15 protein-coding genes are annotated in these 15,182 nt (G+C 63.0%); 13 read left to right on the top strand and 2 right to left on the bottom strand.

Annotated features, from left to right (window positions below):
* The first annotated feature begins 4 nt into the window (after positions 1 to 4).
* The 7 genes from rpsM to eccB all read left to right on the top strand — a co-directional run bounded on the left by rpsM (position 5) and on the right by eccB (position 5,448).
* On the top strand, positions 5 to 373 hold the full coding sequence (gene rpsM, locus HMPREF3147_RS07690) for a 30S ribosomal protein S13 (RefSeq protein WP_039673764.1): 369 nt from the start codon (positions 5 to 7) through the stop codon (positions 371 to 373).
* 3 nt (positions 374 to 376) lie between these two features.
* On the top strand, positions 377 to 781 hold the full coding sequence (gene rpsK, locus HMPREF3147_RS07685; protein WP_010189540.1) for a 30S ribosomal protein S11: 405 nt from the start codon (positions 377 to 379) through the stop codon (positions 779 to 781).
* A 21-nt stretch (positions 782 to 802) separates the two neighbouring features.
* Positions 803 to 1,408 (top strand): 30S ribosomal protein S4, encoded by a 606-nt coding sequence (rpsD, locus tag HMPREF3147_RS07680; protein WP_010189536.1) that lies wholly within the window; start codon positions 803 to 805, stop codon positions 1,406 to 1,408.
* A gap of 69 nt (positions 1,409 to 1,477) precedes the next feature.
* Positions 1,478 to 2,488 (top strand): DNA-directed RNA polymerase subunit alpha, encoded by a 1,011-nt coding sequence (locus tag HMPREF3147_RS07675; protein WP_010189530.1) that lies wholly within the window; start codon positions 1,478 to 1,480, stop codon positions 2,486 to 2,488.
* Between the two features lie 78 nt (positions 2,489 to 2,566).
* Positions 2,567 to 3,061: a 50S ribosomal protein L17 gene (gene rplQ / locus HMPREF3147_RS07670; protein ID WP_070446554.1), complete on the top strand. Its 495-nt coding sequence runs from the start codon at positions 2,567 to 2,569 to the stop codon at positions 3,059 to 3,061.
* A 212-nt stretch (positions 3,062 to 3,273) separates the two neighbouring features.
* Positions 3,274 to 4,134 (top strand): tRNA pseudouridine(38-40) synthase TruA, encoded by an 861-nt coding sequence (truA, locus tag HMPREF3147_RS07665; protein ID WP_070446552.1) that lies wholly within the window; start codon positions 3,274 to 3,276, stop codon positions 4,132 to 4,134.
* Positions 4,135 to 4,188: 54 nt separating this feature from the next.
* Positions 4,189 to 5,448 (top strand): type VII secretion protein EccB, encoded by a 1,260-nt coding sequence (eccB, locus tag HMPREF3147_RS07660; RefSeq protein ID WP_070446550.1) that lies wholly within the window; start codon positions 4,189 to 4,191, stop codon positions 5,446 to 5,448.
* Here eccB and HMPREF3147_RS07655 read toward each other — a convergent pair.
* Positions 5,408 to 6,583: a S8 family serine peptidase gene (locus HMPREF3147_RS07655; protein WP_070446548.1), complete on the bottom strand. Its 1,176-nt coding sequence runs from the start codon at positions 6,581 to 6,583 to the stop codon at positions 5,408 to 5,410. The two genes, eccB and HMPREF3147_RS07655, sit on opposite strands and share 41 nt — an antisense overlap.
* Positions 6,580 to 7,911 carry a type VII secretion integral membrane protein EccD gene (gene eccD, locus HMPREF3147_RS07650; protein WP_070446546.1) on the bottom strand — a complete coding sequence of 444 codons (1,332 nt, stop codon included), beginning with the start codon at positions 7,909 to 7,911 and terminating at the stop codon, positions 6,580 to 6,582. Before eccD ends, HMPREF3147_RS07655 begins: the two co-directional genes overlap by 4 nt.
* A gap of 129 nt (positions 7,912 to 8,040) precedes the next feature.
* On the opposite strand from eccD, the gene eccCa reads away from it, so the two are divergent.
* The 6 genes from eccCa (at position 8,041) to rpsI (ending at position 15,166) form a co-directional block, all read left to right on the top strand.
* Positions 8,041 to 11,769, top strand: a complete 3,729-nt coding sequence (gene eccCa, locus HMPREF3147_RS07645) for a type VII secretion protein EccCa (RefSeq protein ID WP_246815748.1) — start codon at positions 8,041 to 8,043, stop codon at positions 11,767 to 11,769.
* Positions 11,766 to 12,896: a type VII secretion-associated protein gene (locus HMPREF3147_RS07640; RefSeq protein WP_070446541.1), complete on the top strand. Its 1,131-nt coding sequence runs from the start codon at positions 11,766 to 11,768 to the stop codon at positions 12,894 to 12,896. Before eccCa ends, HMPREF3147_RS07640 begins: the two co-directional genes overlap by 4 nt.
* A 179-nt stretch (positions 12,897 to 13,075) precedes the next feature.
* On the top strand, positions 13,076 to 13,393 hold the full coding sequence (locus tag HMPREF3147_RS07635) for a WXG100 family type VII secretion target (RefSeq protein WP_010189512.1): 318 nt from the start codon (positions 13,076 to 13,078) through the stop codon (positions 13,391 to 13,393).
* Between the two features lie 70 nt (positions 13,394 to 13,463).
* Entirely contained in the window at positions 13,464 to 13,751 is a 288-nt protein-coding gene (locus HMPREF3147_RS07630; protein ID WP_010189507.1) for a WXG100 family type VII secretion target, read from the top strand.
* A 435-nt stretch (positions 13,752 to 14,186) separates the two neighbouring features.
* Positions 14,187 to 14,630, top strand: coding sequence for a 50S ribosomal protein L13 (gene rplM / locus HMPREF3147_RS07625; RefSeq protein ID WP_010189505.1), 444 nt, complete (start codon positions 14,187 to 14,189; stop codon positions 14,628 to 14,630).
* Positions 14,630 to 15,166 carry a 30S ribosomal protein S9 gene (gene rpsI / locus HMPREF3147_RS07620; protein ID WP_070446540.1) on the top strand — a complete coding sequence of 179 codons (537 nt, stop codon included), beginning with the start codon at positions 14,630 to 14,632 and terminating at the stop codon, positions 15,164 to 15,166. The genes rplM and rpsI overlap by 1 nt, the downstream gene beginning before the upstream one ends.
* Positions 15,167 to 15,182: the final 16 nt, after the last annotated feature.

The following is a 15,182-nucleotide window of genomic DNA, read 5'->3' as shown; positions in this document are numbered from 1 at the left end:
CCATATGGCACGTCTAGCTGGTGTTGACCTCCCGCGCAACAAGCGTATGGAGGTTGCTCTCACCTACATCTACGGCATCGGGCCTTCCCGTGCCAAGGAACTGCTGGAAAAGACCGGCATTTCTCCCGACCTGCGCACCGACAACCTCGACGACGATCAGCTGTCGGCGCTGCGTGACGTCATTGAAGCTACCTGGAAGGTAGAGGGTGACCTCCGCCGCCAGGTTCAGGCTGACATCCGTCGCAAGATTGAAATCGGTTGCTACCAGGGCATCCGCCACCGTCGTGGCCTGCCCGTTCGTGGTCAGCGCACCAAGACCAACGCTCGTACGCGCAAGGGCCCGAAGAAGACGATCGCAGGAAAGAAGAAGTAAAATATGCCACCCAAGACTCGTTCCGGCGCGCGCCGTGGTGGTCGTCGCGTCGTAAAGAAGAACGTGGCCGCTGGCCACGCATACATCAAGTCCACCTTCAACAACACCATCGTGTCCATCACGGACCCGCACGGTGCTGTCATCTCCTGGGCATCCTCCGGCCACGTCGGCTTCAAGGGTTCCCGTAAGTCCACCCCGTTCGCTGCGCAGATGGCTGCAGAGAACGCGGCCCGCAAGGCCATGGACCACGGTATGAAGAAGGTTGACGTTTTCGTCAAGGGTCCGGGCTCCGGCCGCGAGACCGCCATCCGTTCCCTGCAGGCTGCAGGCCTCGAGGTTTCCTCGATCACGGATGCCACCCCACAGCCGCACAACGGCTGCCGTCCGACCAAGCGCCGCAAGGTTTAAGGGAAAGGAAGAGGTAAGAAAATGGCTCGTTATACTGGCCCCGCTACCCGCGTATCCCGCCGTCTGCGCGTCGACCTGGTCGGCGGCGACATGGCATTTGAGCGTCGCCCGTACCCTCCGGGACAGGCTGGCCGCAACCGCATCAAGGAATCTGAGTACCTGCTGCAGCTCCAGGAGAAGCAGAAGGCGAAGTACACCTACGGTGTGCTGGAGCGTCAGTTCCGCCGCTACTACGCCGAGGCTAACCGTCTCCCGGGCAAGACCGGTGACAACCTCGTCGTTCTGCTCGAGTCCCGTCTCGACAACGTGATCTACCGCGCCGGTCTGGCCAACACCCGCCGCCAGGCTCGCCAGCTTGTCTCTCACGGTCACTTCACCGTGAACGGCAAGAAGATCAACGTTCCTTCCTTCCGCGTTACGCAGTACGACATCATTGATGTTCGTGAGCGTTCCCAGAAGATGGAATGGTTCGAAGAGGCTCAGGACCGCCTGGTCGACGCCAACGTTCCGGCGTGGCTGCAGGTCGTTCCGGACACCCTGCGCATCCTCGTGCACCAGCTGCCCGAGCGCGCTCAGATCGACGTCCCGCTGCAGGAGCAGCTCATCGTCGAGCTTTACTCGAAGTAATCCTTCGACACTTTCATCTTTACCCCTTCTACCGGCGTCATATAGCGGGCGCCGACAAGGAGAAACTCCATGCTTATTTCCCAGCGTCCTCAGCTCACCGAGGAATTCATCGACTCGTCCCGCTCTAAGTTCGTCATCGAGCCGCTCGAGCCGGGCTTCGGTTACACCCTTGGCAACTCGCTTCGTCGCACGCTGCTTTCGTCCATCCCGGGCGCGGCAGTAACCTCCATCAAGATTGACGGTGTGCTCCACGAGTTCACCACCATCAACGGTGTGAAGGAAGACGTTTCCGAGATCATCCTGAACGTCAAGGGCTTGGTTCTGTCCTCCGACTCCGACGAGCCGGTTGTGATGTACCTGAGCAAGGAAGGCCCGGGTGAGGTCACTGCAGGCGATATCCAGCCGCCGGCTGGCGTGGAGATCCACAACTCGGATCTGCACATTGCATCGCTGAATGAGTCCGCCAAGCTGGAGATGGAACTCGTCGTCGAGCGCGGCCGTGGCTACGTCCCGGCTGCTGCTACCTCGGGAGAAATCGGCCGCATTCCGGTTGACCAGATTTACTCCCCGGTGCTGAAGGTCTCTTACAAGGTCGAAGCTACTCGTGTTGAGCAGCGCACTGACTTTGACAAGCTGATCATCGACGTCGAGACCAAGAACTCGATTTCCGCACGCGACGCCCTGGCTTCCGCCGGCGGCACTCTGGTCGAGCTCTTCGGCCTGGCTCGCGAGCTGAACACCGCTGCTGAGGGCATCGAGATTGGCCCGTCCCCGCAGGAGACGGAGTACATCGCCGCCTACAGCATGCCGATCGAGGATCTGAACTTCTCCGTCCGCTCCTACAACTGCCTGAAGCGTCAGGAGATCCACACCGTTGGTGAGCTCGCTGAGTGCACCGAGTCGGACCTGCTGGATATCCGCAACTTCGGTCAGAAGTCGATAAACGAGGTAAAGATCAAGCTGGCTAATCTGGGCCTGGCCCTCAAGGACACTCCCGAGGACTTCGACCCGACCCAGCTGGAAGGCTACGACGCAGAAACCGGTGACTTCAAGGACCCGGCTTCCGACGATTCCGAGTAAAGAATTCCACTGAATCGTGACGGCGCGACTTTTGCGCCCCGTCGCGCGCTCAATTAATCCGCACACGAGGAGTACATCATGCCTACCCCCAAGAAGGGTCCGCGTCTCGGCGGCTCCGCCAGCCAGCAGAAGCACCTGCTGAGCAACATGGCTGCGAGCCTGATCGAGCACGGCGCAATCAAGACCACCGATGCCAAGGCGAAGGTTCTTCGTCCGTACATCGAGAAGATCATCACCAAGGCGAAGGCCGGCACCGTTGCTGACCGTCGCGCAGTTCTCAAGCTCATCCCGCACAAGGATGTCGTTGCTTACCTCTTTGATGAGCTGGCACCGAAGTTCGAGAACCGTGAGGGTGGCTACACCCGCATCATCAAGCTGGAGAACCGCTCCGGCGACAACGCCCCGATGTCCCAGATCTCCCTCGTTCTCGAGGAGACCGTGACCTCCGAGGCAAACCGCGCTACCCGCGCTGCTGCCTCCAAGCAGGCCGAGGAAGCTAAGGCTGAAGAGGCTGAGGCTGAGTCCGCTAAGGCTGACGAGACTGAGGCAGAGGAGACCACCGAGGAGAAGTAATTCTTCTTTAGGTCTTATAGGGCCCGCGCTCACCACTGTGGTGGGACGCGGGCCTTTGTCGTCTTTTACGGGCCCCGGCGCAGGTGCTCTGGATGAAGTACCGTTTTAACAAATAAGGGTCCAAAAATTGCAGTTTTTAGGCCACTATTTGTTAAAACGGGCCACCGACGCAGTCTGCACGGCGCTTCGGGCGCACGGTATCATCAACCCCCATGAGTGAAAGCGTTCGCCTGCGACTGGACTTGGCCTATGACGGCACCGACTTCCATGGTTGGGCTCGGCAGAAAGGTGGGCTTCGCACGGTGCAGCAGACCGTGGAGGAGAAGCTGAGCATGGTGCTGCGCCACCCCGTGGAGCTCACCGTGGCCGGGCGCACCGACGCGGGCGTTCATGCCAGCGGTCAGGTGGCTCACTTCGACACCACCCGTGAGGCGCTGAGCCAACGGAGCATCGATGGTGACCCTGCCAAACTGGTCAGGCGCCTGGCCAAGCTGCTGCCCGTCGACGTCCGTGTACACGCCTGCACCGAAGTATCGCCCGATTTTGATGCGCGCTTTTCGGCGCTATGCCGCCACTATGTCTACCGCATTACGACGCATCCGCGCGGGGCACTGCCGACCCGCGCGCGCGATACCGCGACCTGGTTCAAGCCGGTGGACCTGGATCTGATGCAGGCAGCCGCCGACAGGCTGGTGGGCCTCAACGATTTCGTGGCCTTCTGCAAAGCCAAGCCGCACGCAACCACCATTCGCGAGCTGCTGGCCTTTGAGTGGAAGGATGTCTCCACGCCGGCCGAGCCCCAGCTTTATGAGGCGCACGTGAGCGCCGATGCTTTTTGCTGGTCCATGGTGCGCTGTCTCGTAGGCTGCTGCCTGCGGGTGGGCGAAGGCTCCCGTGACGTGGATTTCGCAGACCAGATGCTCAAAGAGACCAGCAGGTCTTCCCAGATTCCCCTCGCCCCGGCAGCGGGTTTGAGCCTCGTCGGCGTGGACTATCCCGATGCGGAACAGTTAGCCGCGCGCGCGGAGATGACCCGCAGCCGTCGCGCTGCAGAGGATACCGAGTTGGGTTAATCTAGAACTCACTGCGCCGTGGGAGGGTGGCGCACTGATTCGGGGAGGATTCTCATGGCACGCGCGTTGCCTACTACCAAGGCCCAAGTATCCGGGCACAAGTTTCTACTGCGTCGCCTCGAGCACGGCTTGGTCTTCGGGGATATCCGCATGATTCATGATCCGCTAAAGCGACGGCGTCGCGCCTTGCTTGGCGGGGTGGCCGCCGTGGCCTTTTTGAGTCTCGGATCGGGGCTCATCGCGTGGATGCAGCCGGACCCGCAGCCAGGGGATGCGCCCGTGGTGCGTTCTTCTGAGGGACAGCTCTTAGCGCTAGTGAATGGCACCTATCATCCGGTGACCAACCTGGCTTCGGCCCGACTCATCGCCAACGAACCGGTCGAAGCGCAGGCCGCCGGCGAAAGCTTCCTGGAGCAGGTGAACCTGGGCACACCGCTGGGAATTGCGGATGCGCCTAACCTCCTGGGCACGGCGATGGGGGAGGAGTCAGGCTGGTCGGCCTGTTTGGAAGAATCTACGCAGGGCGAGAACTGGCAGTCCAGCAGCCACGTCGGCATCGTCACCGTGGTGGCGCACCATGCCGTTCCTACCTTCGATGCGGAGCACGCCGCCGTGGTGGAATCCGCTGGGACGCAGTGGCTGCTGACGGGGCAGGGGCGCGTCGTGTTGCCTGAGGCTACGAGCACGCAGGGCAGGGTTCTGCGCCGCGCGTTAGGGATGACTGCAGAAACCGCTGTGTGGACCATGCCCGAGGAATTGCTCAACGCCTTCACAGAGCTGGAGCCGCTGAGCTTTCCAGCCGCGCCGCCTGAGATCCTCGACACCGGCGAGCAGTTGTGGGCGCGCACGGAGCACGGTGTTTTCTCCATCACCCCCACCCAGGCGGAGATGCTCGTCGGCGTGGGTGCTCAGCGCCTGCCCGCACAGGCGCAAGAGGTGGCCGCGCTGGGCGATGTCCCACCGACCTTCAACCTGCCCACCACCCGCGTGGACTTCCTGTCTCCTGAGCAAGGCTGGTTGTGTGCGACACACGAACAGGGTGCTGGCATGCTGCGGCCGGTGGCGGCCACGGTGGACCTACCGGGAGATTCGCCCGCGCACCGTTTCGCCGGACTCCAAGCTGGCGTGGGCGTGGATAGCGGGCACGGTTATCACGTGGTGTCCGCCACTGGCAGACGCCACGAGCTGGCTGGTGCCGCGGAGCTGAGCGCGCTGGGCGTGGAGGAACCGGAGCAGGTGCCGTGGGAGATCCTGCGCCTGTTGCCGGAAGGCTCTACCTTAAGCCGCGCGGAGGCCTTAAAGGCTGAGCACTGAAAACCGCCACGAGGATGAGCAAGCCTAAGGCCCCGAGGAGCAAACGCACCTGTGGCCAGGACGTGTCTTTCGATGCCGCCGCTGGTGCGACCGCAATCGAGCGATCCTTACGGGAATCGCTCGGGGGCCGATAGGTTACCGCAGTAAGAGGATCCACCACCCCGTGCCCGGGTTCGGCCGAATCAATAATGCGCTGGCGCAGCTGTGCCGGGGAGTCCCCGGGGTATCGCTGCACCAGCAAAGCGAGAGTACCGCTGACCAGCGGCGCAGCAAAGGAAGTGCCTTGAAAGGTAGCGTCGCCTTTTCCCGTGGCCCAGCCGCCGCCGGGTTCAAGCGCAAGAGGGACGCTTCCTTCCGCGCTGAGGGGCGCGGCGATGGAGTACTCCGCGAGTTCATGCGGCGTAGCTAAGGCGCCGACCGCGAGGACGGTTTCGGCTTCCGCGGGAAAGACCACGTCATCCTTTTCGCAGCCGCCAGCCGTGGCGTTTCCCGACGCCGCCACGACCACCGCCCCAGCCTCTTCTGCACGGCGAAGCGCCGCATCCACACCAGCGCGGTCCACCCTTGCCGCGGCATCCTGCGGAACGCAGGAGACCACGGAGACGTTGATGACCTTTGCGTCTGCGTTAACAGCATCCTCGATGGCGGCAGCCAGGCTGGCCAGTGTGCCGGAGCCAGCTCGTTCCGCTTCACTGCTCTCTGCTGCTGGAGCCCGGTAATGCGAACTGGTCTGCCGGATGGAGTAGATTTCCGCATCCGGAGCCATGCCGAGTTCCTTACCTGCGATGACGCCGGCCACCACCGTTCCGTGCAGGTCACAATCTCGCAGCGGGTCTGGTTCCTCCGGGGTTACGAAGTCCGCTCCTGGTGATACGTGCAGCTGTGGGTGGGCGGCCACCCCAGTGTCGATGACCGCGACCTTCACCCCGGCACCCGTGGCAAAGGAATGCAGTCGCGCACGATACTCCGAGTACTGCGCCGAAGGCTGTGGTCCTGCTGGAGCCCGCGTGGCTACTGCACAGGCGGTATCCGGTTCGCGGGCAGCAGCTACCGGCCCGGGCAACACGCAGGAACCCCAAGCCAGGACGGCGCCAAGGGCTGTGCTGGCAGCGCTGATTCTGCTTAGAGCTGTCATGCGCCCAACCCCCGAATGAACTCGAAGAGCCCCGCTAGGTGTGCGGCGAGTGGCAGGCACGCGGCGAGTGCGAGTGCTTCGGCCCGCTCGAACCACACGATGGTAGTTGGCTCAATCTGCTGTAGTTTGCCTGCCCACACCGGTACTGAAAGCATGGTCACCACGATGAGACCCGCGATCACGCTGAGCACCCACGTTCCCATAGTCGGGGCACTAAGCAGCAGCCACTCGCGCAGAGGTACCGCTACCGCGGCACTAGCCGCGGCCAGGCCATAGATACCCAGTGCCCACGCCGCAATGGGCCGGGCATGGCGTGCCGCATGCACGATGACTGCTCCGGCGATGCTCACGCATAATGCCTGGGACGCAACCACGGTTGCGTCCGCGTGAGCGTTGAGCGCGACGAGAAAGAGGGAAGGAATGCCCGCCAGCGTGCAGCCCACCGCTATACCTTCGTAGGCCTGCCCGGCGCGCCGGGCTTTGAGTGAGTTATCCGTGGGAGCCTCATCCGAGATGCTCAAGTCCTGCCCGGCGGTGGGCAGTTGCGGCACTCGGAGGCCAGCAAGCCGCGTGGTCAGCAGGGGAGAGGCCGCGAGCAAGACCACAGTGGAGGCAAGCAACGGGCCGGGGCCAAGCACACCGACGAGCGCGAGCAGGCACCACGTGGCGGCACTTGCCCGAGCACCTAATCCGCCAATACGCACCACGTGGGAGAGCACCGCCACAGCGCCCACGGCCGCCGCAGCACCCACGAGTGGTGCGGCCGGAATCACGGTTCCGGCTGGGCCAGTAGCGACAGGTGAACCAGTGGACAGCGCCCCCGCCAGACCAGCAGCAACGTGGGCGGTTGCAAGCAGAGAACCGCGCCGGGTCCACGCCGCGAGCACGAGGCCGAGGAGTGCAGCGGCGGCGCAGCCAATCGAGGGAGATAGGGCGGCGGCGAGCAAGGCGCCGACGGCGATAAGCCCTGCCACGCCCCAGACCCCGGCTAGACCAGACAGCTGCGTGGTCGAGGCCTCGGCAGCGAGTGCCTCCGCGGCATCCCGCACGATGGGCGCTGGTGTCGGCGCATCTGGGCTGAGCACCAGGACGGAGCCGTCTTCCAAACTGGTGCGGTCGAGTGGCGTGGTCATCGATATGGTTTTGCCCGCCGCGGTGGTGGCGCGCCAGAGGATGGGGGCCGGGGGGACGTCGACAAGCACGAGCAATTCTCCCAGCACCTCCCCGACGCTGGAAGAAAGCGGTAGCGATACATCTGCTTCTTTGCGGGTCTGGCCTGCATGGATGCGGACGGTGACGTGAATGGAATGCGCAAGTGCGCGAGTCATGGAAAGTACCTCCCCCGAAAAATTTTTCTGGGCAACCCCTTGCCCATTGCCTCACATTGTGGCTTACTTGTGGCACGCTGTCCACCGCTTAAGGAGGCGGTGGAGTACTTCGGGGGGAAGGACTTTGACATGCGCGTACCTACACGCGTCGTTGGCACTGGGGTGGCGGCCTATCGGGAGCCAGCACCACCGTTGCCGCAGGGCAGCATTGATGCCGAGGCGGTGCCGGAGGCAGCCCGCGCACAACCGGTGCCGCTCGTGCGCCTGCTCATGCCGCTGGTGATGATCGCGGCCATGCTGGGCATGGTGGCGCTCATGGTTCTTGGAGCGGGGGATGCACGACGGATCAGTCCCATGAGCCTCATGTTCCCGCTCATGATGCTGGCCAGCATGGCCATGATGTTTAACCCACAGGCAGGCGGGCACGATCCGGATGAGACCCGCCGGACCTACTTGCGCCACCTCAAGGCACTGCGGGAGGAAGCACTAGAGCGTGGGGCGGCTCAGCGCGCGCACGAGGAACACCGCAACCCTGACCCCGAACAGCTTGGCGCGCTGATTCCCACCCCGCGGCTGTGGGAACGGACGGCGGATGCCCCGGATGCCTTGGAAGTGCGGGTGGGGACGGGGCCGATGGCCCTGTGCACTCCCATTAATGTGCCGGATTCGGGTGCGGCGGAAGACCTCGACCCGGTGTGCGCGGTGAGCCTGCGCCAGACCGTGCGTGCGGTGGGAACCCTCGCGGATATGCCGGTGGTCATCCAGTTGCAGGCCTTTCGCGTCGTCGGCCTGGCCGGTGAAGACGCCGCTGGGGTGGCCCGCGCGCTGCTGTTACACCTGGCGGTGCTGCATGGCCCGGAGACCGTGGGCATTGAGTATCACGGTGCGGAATGGGGATGGTTGAAGTGGCTGCCGCATTCCAGGGAGCCTGACCAGGCGCAGTTTCGCATCTGCGTCATGACGGAGGAACAAGGGCATAGCGTTGGTGTGCTGCGCAGTGACGCGCCGGGGGATAGCCCCACAACCACTATCGCCGTGGGGGTGACACCCCATTCGCCGCTGGGACGGCGCGCCGAGGAAGAGGGCATCTACCTGCGGGCGGAAAGCACGCTCTCCGTGGTTACTGCCGCGGGCGAGGAGGAGCTAGGAAGCTGCGCGCTTGTCGACGTCCCCACGGCCCTCCTCCTTGCCCGCACCCTCGCGCCCTATCACCGCCCCTTCGGTGGCGATGTCGCGTCCACGCCTCGGCATGGCCGCAATGCGGATGTGCCCTCGTTGCTGGGCTTTCGGGATGTAGATGCGCTCCAAGCCTCCGGCATGTGGCAGGGGCGCAGCCCTGCTGAGCGGCTGTGTGTGCCCATCGGTGTCGACGAGTCCGGGCACGCTTTGATGCTTGACTTAAAGGAGTCCGCGCAGGGCGGGATGGGGCCGCATGGGTTATGCATTGGTGCCACAGGCAGCGGAAAATCGGAATTACTTCGAACGCTTGTCGTAGCGCTGGCCGCCACGCACAGTCCGGAGGAACTCAATCTTGTGCTCGTTGACTTCAAAGGTGGCGCCACCTTCTTGGGCTGTGAGGAACTGCCGCACACCTCCGCCGTGATTACCAACCTGGAAGAAGAATCCACCCTGGTGGAGCGAATGTACGATGCCATCTCCGGCGAGATGAATCGCCGCCAGGAGCTGCTGCGCAAGGCAGGAAATTTTGCCAACGTGGGCGAATTCAACGCCTCCGCTGCCGCGGTGGCGGAGCACGGGCCGCTGTCGGCGTTGGTCATTGTGGTGGATGAGTTTTCGGAGCTGTTGGGGCAGCACCCGGACTTCGCTGAACTCTTCGTCGCGGTGGGAAGGCTCGGCCGCTCGCTGCACGTGCATCTGCTGCTCGCTTCCCAGCGCTTGGAGGAAGGGCGCTTGCGGGGATTGGACTCGCACCTGTCTTATCGCATTGGGTTGAAGACTTTCTCCGCCGGGGAATCCCGCCAGGTCCTCGGCGTGCCCGATGCTTATCACCTCCCCGCCCAGCCGGGAGCCGGCTACCTCAAAACGGATGCCGATGCCCCCACGCGCTTTCAGGCTTCTTATGTTTCTGGCCCGGTCACGCGCCGGGTAGTGCGTGATGAGGTGGCCGAACATACGCGGCATTCGGCACGCGTGGAGCTTTTTAGTGGGCATCGTACGGCGGAGGAGAACGCGGACTATACGGAGCTCGTGGATTCTTCGAGCACACTCTTGGACACAGTGGTGGCTGCCGCCCGGGAGGAAGCCTCCAAGCGCGGCCAGTCAGCGAGGCGAATCTGGTTGCCACCCTTGCCGCCCGTGGTAGAGCTATCCAGCGTTGCCGCTCTGCGCACGGATTCACTCAGCGCAGGTGGCGGGCTACGCGCGGAGGTGGGGCTTATTGATCGTCCTTATCACCAGCGTCAAGACCCGCTGCTCGTGGATTTCACGACGGGCGGTGGGCACCTTGCACTGTGCGGCGGACCGCAGTCAGGAAAGTCGATGGCGCTGCGCAGCATCGCCTCCGGTATGGCCCTGTGGCATTCGCCGGACCAGGTGCGCTTTTATGTCATCGACCTAGGAGGCGGGCAGCTGCGGGTGTTGGACCGTCTGCCTCATGTAGCTGGGGTAGCCGGACGTGAGGAACCGGAAAAGGTGCGGCGCATCGTCGATGAAGTCGCCGGCCTCGTGCGCCGCCCGGAACCTCGCCACACCTTTTTGATCGTGGACGGCTGGCACCACATCGGCACCTCCGGGGCAGACTTTGAGGACTTAGCTGAGCCGATTACCCAGTTGGTTGCTGACGGTGCCTCCGCCCGCGTTCACGTCTTGATTGCAGCGGCGCGGTGGACCAGTTTGCGGCCGTCGATTCGGGATCTCATCGCGGCCCGCCTTGAGCTGCGCTTGGGCGAAGCCATGGATTCCCTCATCGACCGCAAGGCGCAGCAGAAGTTGCCGGCAGCACCTGGGCGAGGGATCACTTTAGCAGGGGAAAACCTCCTTTTTGCAGCGACCTCACCGCAGGATATCGCTCATATCTGTGGCGTGCATGCGGATGCTGTTCCGGTTCCACCGCTGAAAATGTTGCCCACTGTGCTCACCGAATTGCCTGAGCCGGAAGATGGTTCGTCATCAGACGGGGTGGCCTGGGGCATTGGTGGTCCGGACCTAGAGGTCCTCGACTGGGATCCGGGCGTCCAGCCTCACCTCGTGTGCATTGGCTCTCAAGGCTCCGGCAAATCGCATTTTCTCAGCGTGATTCTCGCCGGAATCAGCCAGCTGAGTCGGGAGGAAGCCCGCCTGGTGGTCATCGATGAGCGCCGCGCGCATTTGGGGACGCTGGATGAGGAGATGGTGGCGGCCTATGGGGCGTCGGCAAGCGCGGCCACCCAAGCCATTCTCGATACAGTGCGCACCCTAGAGCAGCGCCTCCCTGGCGCCGACGTCACCCCTGCCCAGCTCGCCGCGCGGAGCTGGTGGCAGGGCCCAGATATTTACCTTGTCATCGATGACCTCGACCTCGTCAGCGAGATAGCGCTAGCACCTCTGCTGGAGCTCCTCCCGCACGCCCGCGATGTGGGGCTGCACCTGGTGTTCGCGCGCAAAGCAGGTGGCATTGGGCGCGCGATGTTTGGGCAGTTCCTCTCGGCGGTGCGGGACTTGCAGCCGGCGCTGCTGCTTCTCGACGCCGACCGTGACGAAGGCGCCATCTTCGGCGTCAAACCGACGGCATTGCCGCCCGGCCGCGGCCAATGGGTCGTCCGCGGCGTATCCCAAGGCTTGGCGCAGGTCTATGTGCCAAGCGCCGATAGTTCACATACCTCACCACAGACCACAAGCAACAAGGGAGAGAACCAATGACCACGACGCATGCACTGCGAACCCCGACAACCGCGCCCGAGACCACGCTAGCTATTACGGTGCTCGATGCCGCCACGATCTATGAAGGCCCAGAGACGATCTATCGCTATGACCTGCCCGGCACTGGAATCACCGAAGGTTGGGCGCTGGAGGCAGTCCTCGACCAAGCCGAAAAGGTCTGCGGGGCGGAATGGCCGGATATCAGCGTTGATGTGGTGGCGGATCCCTCCGGAACGGAGGTCAGTGTCGAAGCCGTGAGTATTCTGCGCCGTCAGCTCGCTGGTGCGGGTGCGACCGTGCAGGAACCAGAACCATTGCCGCCGTCCGTGTCTGTTGCGGCTAGTGCTGCACCGTCTTCTTCCCGTTTGGTCGTGGGCACGCAGCACGAGGACCTTGGGGATGAGGACGCGGCGACTGCCGAGCTGTCCCGGCCTGCCCGCCGCGGGCGCTCGCACCGTGCAGCGGAATCCCGCTGGTCCGCGTTGTTGGGAGGTATCGATCCTTTCTACATCGCTATCGCGGTCATGGTGCTCGTGGTGGCCGGGGTGTCGTGGTGGGCGGTGGGTCGCAAGGATGCGGCTGTGGCAGCGTCGACTCCCGATCAGACAGCTGAAGGAGCATCTGCCGCCTCCGGGACTTCGGGCACCGCCTCGAATCCCGACACGGAGGCACAGCCCGAGGGCCCGGCCGAGGGGGCCGGAGCTGAGGAAACCGGAAGCAGGCAGCTGCGACCCGGTCAGCAGGCCATCGACGTGGAGGGAATGTCCCTGGTGCTTCCTCAAGGATTCCGCACCAGCGTGGAGGATGGTCTGGTCACCGCTGCCGGTGAAGACCCCAACCTGCGCATCCTCCTGGCTGCTGATCCGCTTTTCAATGTGCCTGTCGACGCGTTGTTCACAGAGATTAAAGAGCAGATCGAATCCGATCCTGCCCTCCGTGATCCGGTAGAGGACTCTGGACGGCTGACGTATACCGAGGATCCCGGCGACGGCTCCCGGGTGACGTGGATGATGTGGGAAGACAAGGGCCATCAGATGTCCGTGGGCTGCCACACCAAGTTTGAGCCCAATGTAGTGCAGAAGGCTGCCTGCCGAATGGCGGCAGAATCGCTGGTCAAGAAGGACTAAGCGGGAAAGTTCTGCGAATCTCAAAGAATCTGGAAATTAGTGGGAACCGATGAGCTACTAGCTCAGTCCAATAAGGGTGAGAAGGACACAGGGTGCTTCTCGGGGGGAAGAAACACACACCAATCCCTAGGAATAAGGGATACGCCCCAAGGTAGGGAACAAGACAGAAAGAGAAGGACATGACTCAAACGTTCCGCACAGAAGCCGACGTAATGGTGGCCACCGCTGGCCGCGTCGACTCCACCAACGACGAGGTACAGGGGGAGCTCACCCGCCTGCAGGGTGTTGTGGACTCCGTCCGTGGCAGCTGGGCAGGCCGCGCGCAGGTTTCCTTTGACAACCTAATGCAGCGCTACAACTCCTCCGCGCAGCAGCTGCGTGAGGCGCTGACCGCCATCAGCGAGAACATCAGGGACAATGCCCGCAACTTTGATTCGGTCGAGGCTGATAACGCCCAGTCTTTCGAGAACGTTGGCGGCGCGGGCCTGGCCCTCTAAACACGAGCTGCTTTCACTGACTACTGCACACGCTGAACCACGCACGAACACAGAAGATAAGGAACACGCAATGTCTGGAATCAAGTATCAGTTTGGCGCCATCGCCGGTGCCGCCGCCGACATCAACTCCACCTCGGGCCGCATCAACGGGCTCCTCGGTGACCTCAAATCCACCCTGCAGCCGATGGTATCGACGTGGGAGGGAGATTCCGCTGCTGCATATAACGCGGCGCAGGCGAAATGGGACAAGGCAGCCGCCGAGCTCAACACGGTGCTAGCGACCATCTCCACCACGGTTTCCCAGGGCAATGACAATATGAGCGACGTCAACCGTCGCGCTGCCGCCAGCTGGGGCTAAACCACTCCGACTGTGAGTCTTGAGCTGGGTGCGCGGACACTTTCTGCCTGACCATTCACCACCATGAGCAGTGAGCGGGAGGGAGGAAGGCGCGGAGGCTAGGGGAGTGGCGCAGAGAATGGAAGGGCTGGACGCGCCACCTTGACCCACACCACCCTCCGCCCACTCAGCAAAAGGCGCCGGTATCGCTTCTCATCAACGTTTCTGTCTCGAACCCCCACCCCGAATTAGCAGGGATGGAGGCGTTGGTGAGGGGCGATATCGGCGTTTTGGGTTTTTGATCCGCTGCGTACTAAAGTGAAGCACCTATGTGTCCGCACCCTTGTTGACTTGGGTGCGCGCGTGCTGCAGGTCTCCACCGGCCGCTGTATGTACCGCGTAGGGGCTTACATAGCGATGGCCGGCAGTTCCGAGACAGACTTTCAAGGAGTCATTTTGTCTACTTTCCACCCGAAGAGCGGTGACATCACCCGCAAGTGGTACGTCATCGACGCTACCGACGTGGTTCTGGGCAAGCTCGCTTCCACCGTGGCTGACATGCTGCGCGGCAAGCACAAGCCCCAGTACGCACCGAACGTTGATTGCGGCGACCACATCATCATCCTGAATGCGGACAAGATCCACATTTCCTCCAACAAGCGCGAGCGCGAGATGCGCTACCGCCACTCCGGTTACCCGGGCGGCCTGAAGTCCATGACCCTTGGTCAGTCCCTGGACGCCAACCCGGTCCGCGTTATCGAGGAAGCTGTAAAGGGCATGATGCCGCACAACAAGCTTTCCAACGCCTCCATCAAGAAGCTGCACGTTTTCGTGGGCGAGGAGCACCCGTACGCCGGCCAGAAGCCGGAAACCTTTGAGTTTAAGCAGGTGGCACAGTAATGACCGAGCAGAACATCGACAACAATGTAGCCGACGCTGCCGACATCGCTGCAGCAACCGCCGCTACCGAGGAGTTCACCAACACCATCGGTGATTCCCTGGCATCCGATACCGAGGCTGAGGTTGAGACCGCTGCCCCGGCTATCCACGAGGGCCCGATCCAGACCGTTGGTCGCCGTAAGCGCGCCATCGCTCGTGTTCGCCTCGTTGCTGGTTCCGGCAACATCTCCGTCAACGGCCGCGCCTTTGACGAGTACTTCCCGAACAAGCTGCACCAGCAGGACATCCTGCTGCCGCTGACCATCCTCGAGCGCGAGGGTCAGTTCGACATCAAGGTCACCGTCAACGGTGGTGGCCCGACCGGTCAGGCAGGCGCCCTGCGCCTGGCTATCGCCCGCGCACTGAACATCTACAACCCGGCTGACCGCCAGGCCCTGAAGAAGGCTGGCCTGCTCACCCGTGATGCTCGTGCCGTGGAGCGCAAGAAGGCTGGTCTGCACAAGGCACGTCGTGCCCCGCAGTACTCCAAGCGTTAATCTTCGCTTACTGCAT

It is taken from the genome of Corynebacterium sp. HMSC05D03 (genome assembly GCF_001807205.1).
Lineage (GTDB): Bacteria > Actinomycetota > Actinomycetes > Mycobacteriales > Mycobacteriaceae > Corynebacterium > Corynebacterium aurimucosum.
Note: the sequence above shows the minus strand (reverse complement) of the source record. Positions and strands in the feature narration are given on the sequence as shown.

Coding starts and splice junctions, on each gene's coding strand:
- rpsM (WP_039673764.1), top strand. CDS start 5: ATGGCACGTCTAGCTGGTGTTGACCTCCCGCGCAACAAGCGTATGGAG.
- rpsK (WP_010189540.1), top strand. CDS start 377: ATGCCACCCAAGACTCGTTCCGGCGCGCGCCGTGGTGGTCGTCGCGTC.
- rpsD (WP_010189536.1), top strand. CDS start 803: ATGGCTCGTTATACTGGCCCCGCTACCCGCGTATCCCGCCGTCTGCGC.
- HMPREF3147_RS07675 (WP_010189530.1), top strand. CDS start 1,478: ATGCTTATTTCCCAGCGTCCTCAGCTCACCGAGGAATTCATCGACTCG.
- rplQ (WP_070446554.1), top strand. CDS start 2,567: ATGCCTACCCCCAAGAAGGGTCCGCGTCTCGGCGGCTCCGCCAGCCAG.
- truA (WP_070446552.1), top strand. CDS start 3,274: ATGAGTGAAAGCGTTCGCCTGCGACTGGACTTGGCCTATGACGGCACC.
- eccB (WP_070446550.1), top strand. CDS start 4,189: ATGGCACGCGCGTTGCCTACTACCAAGGCCCAAGTATCCGGGCACAAG.
- HMPREF3147_RS07655 (WP_070446548.1), bottom strand. CDS start 6,583: ATGACAGCTCTAAGCAGAATCAGCGCTGCCAGCACAGCCCTTGGCGCC.
- eccD (WP_070446546.1), bottom strand. CDS start 7,911: ATGACTCGCGCACTTGCGCATTCCATTCACGTCACCGTCCGCATCCAT.
- eccCa (WP_246815748.1), top strand. CDS start 8,041: ATGCGCGTACCTACACGCGTCGTTGGCACTGGGGTGGCGGCCTATCGG.
- HMPREF3147_RS07640 (WP_070446541.1), top strand. CDS start 11,766: ATGACCACGACGCATGCACTGCGAACCCCGACAACCGCGCCCGAGACC.
- HMPREF3147_RS07635 (WP_010189512.1), top strand. CDS start 13,076: ATGACTCAAACGTTCCGCACAGAAGCCGACGTAATGGTGGCCACCGCT.
- HMPREF3147_RS07630 (WP_010189507.1), top strand. CDS start 13,464: ATGTCTGGAATCAAGTATCAGTTTGGCGCCATCGCCGGTGCCGCCGCC.
- rpsI (WP_070446540.1), top strand. CDS start 14,630: ATGACCGAGCAGAACATCGACAACAATGTAGCCGACGCTGCCGACATC.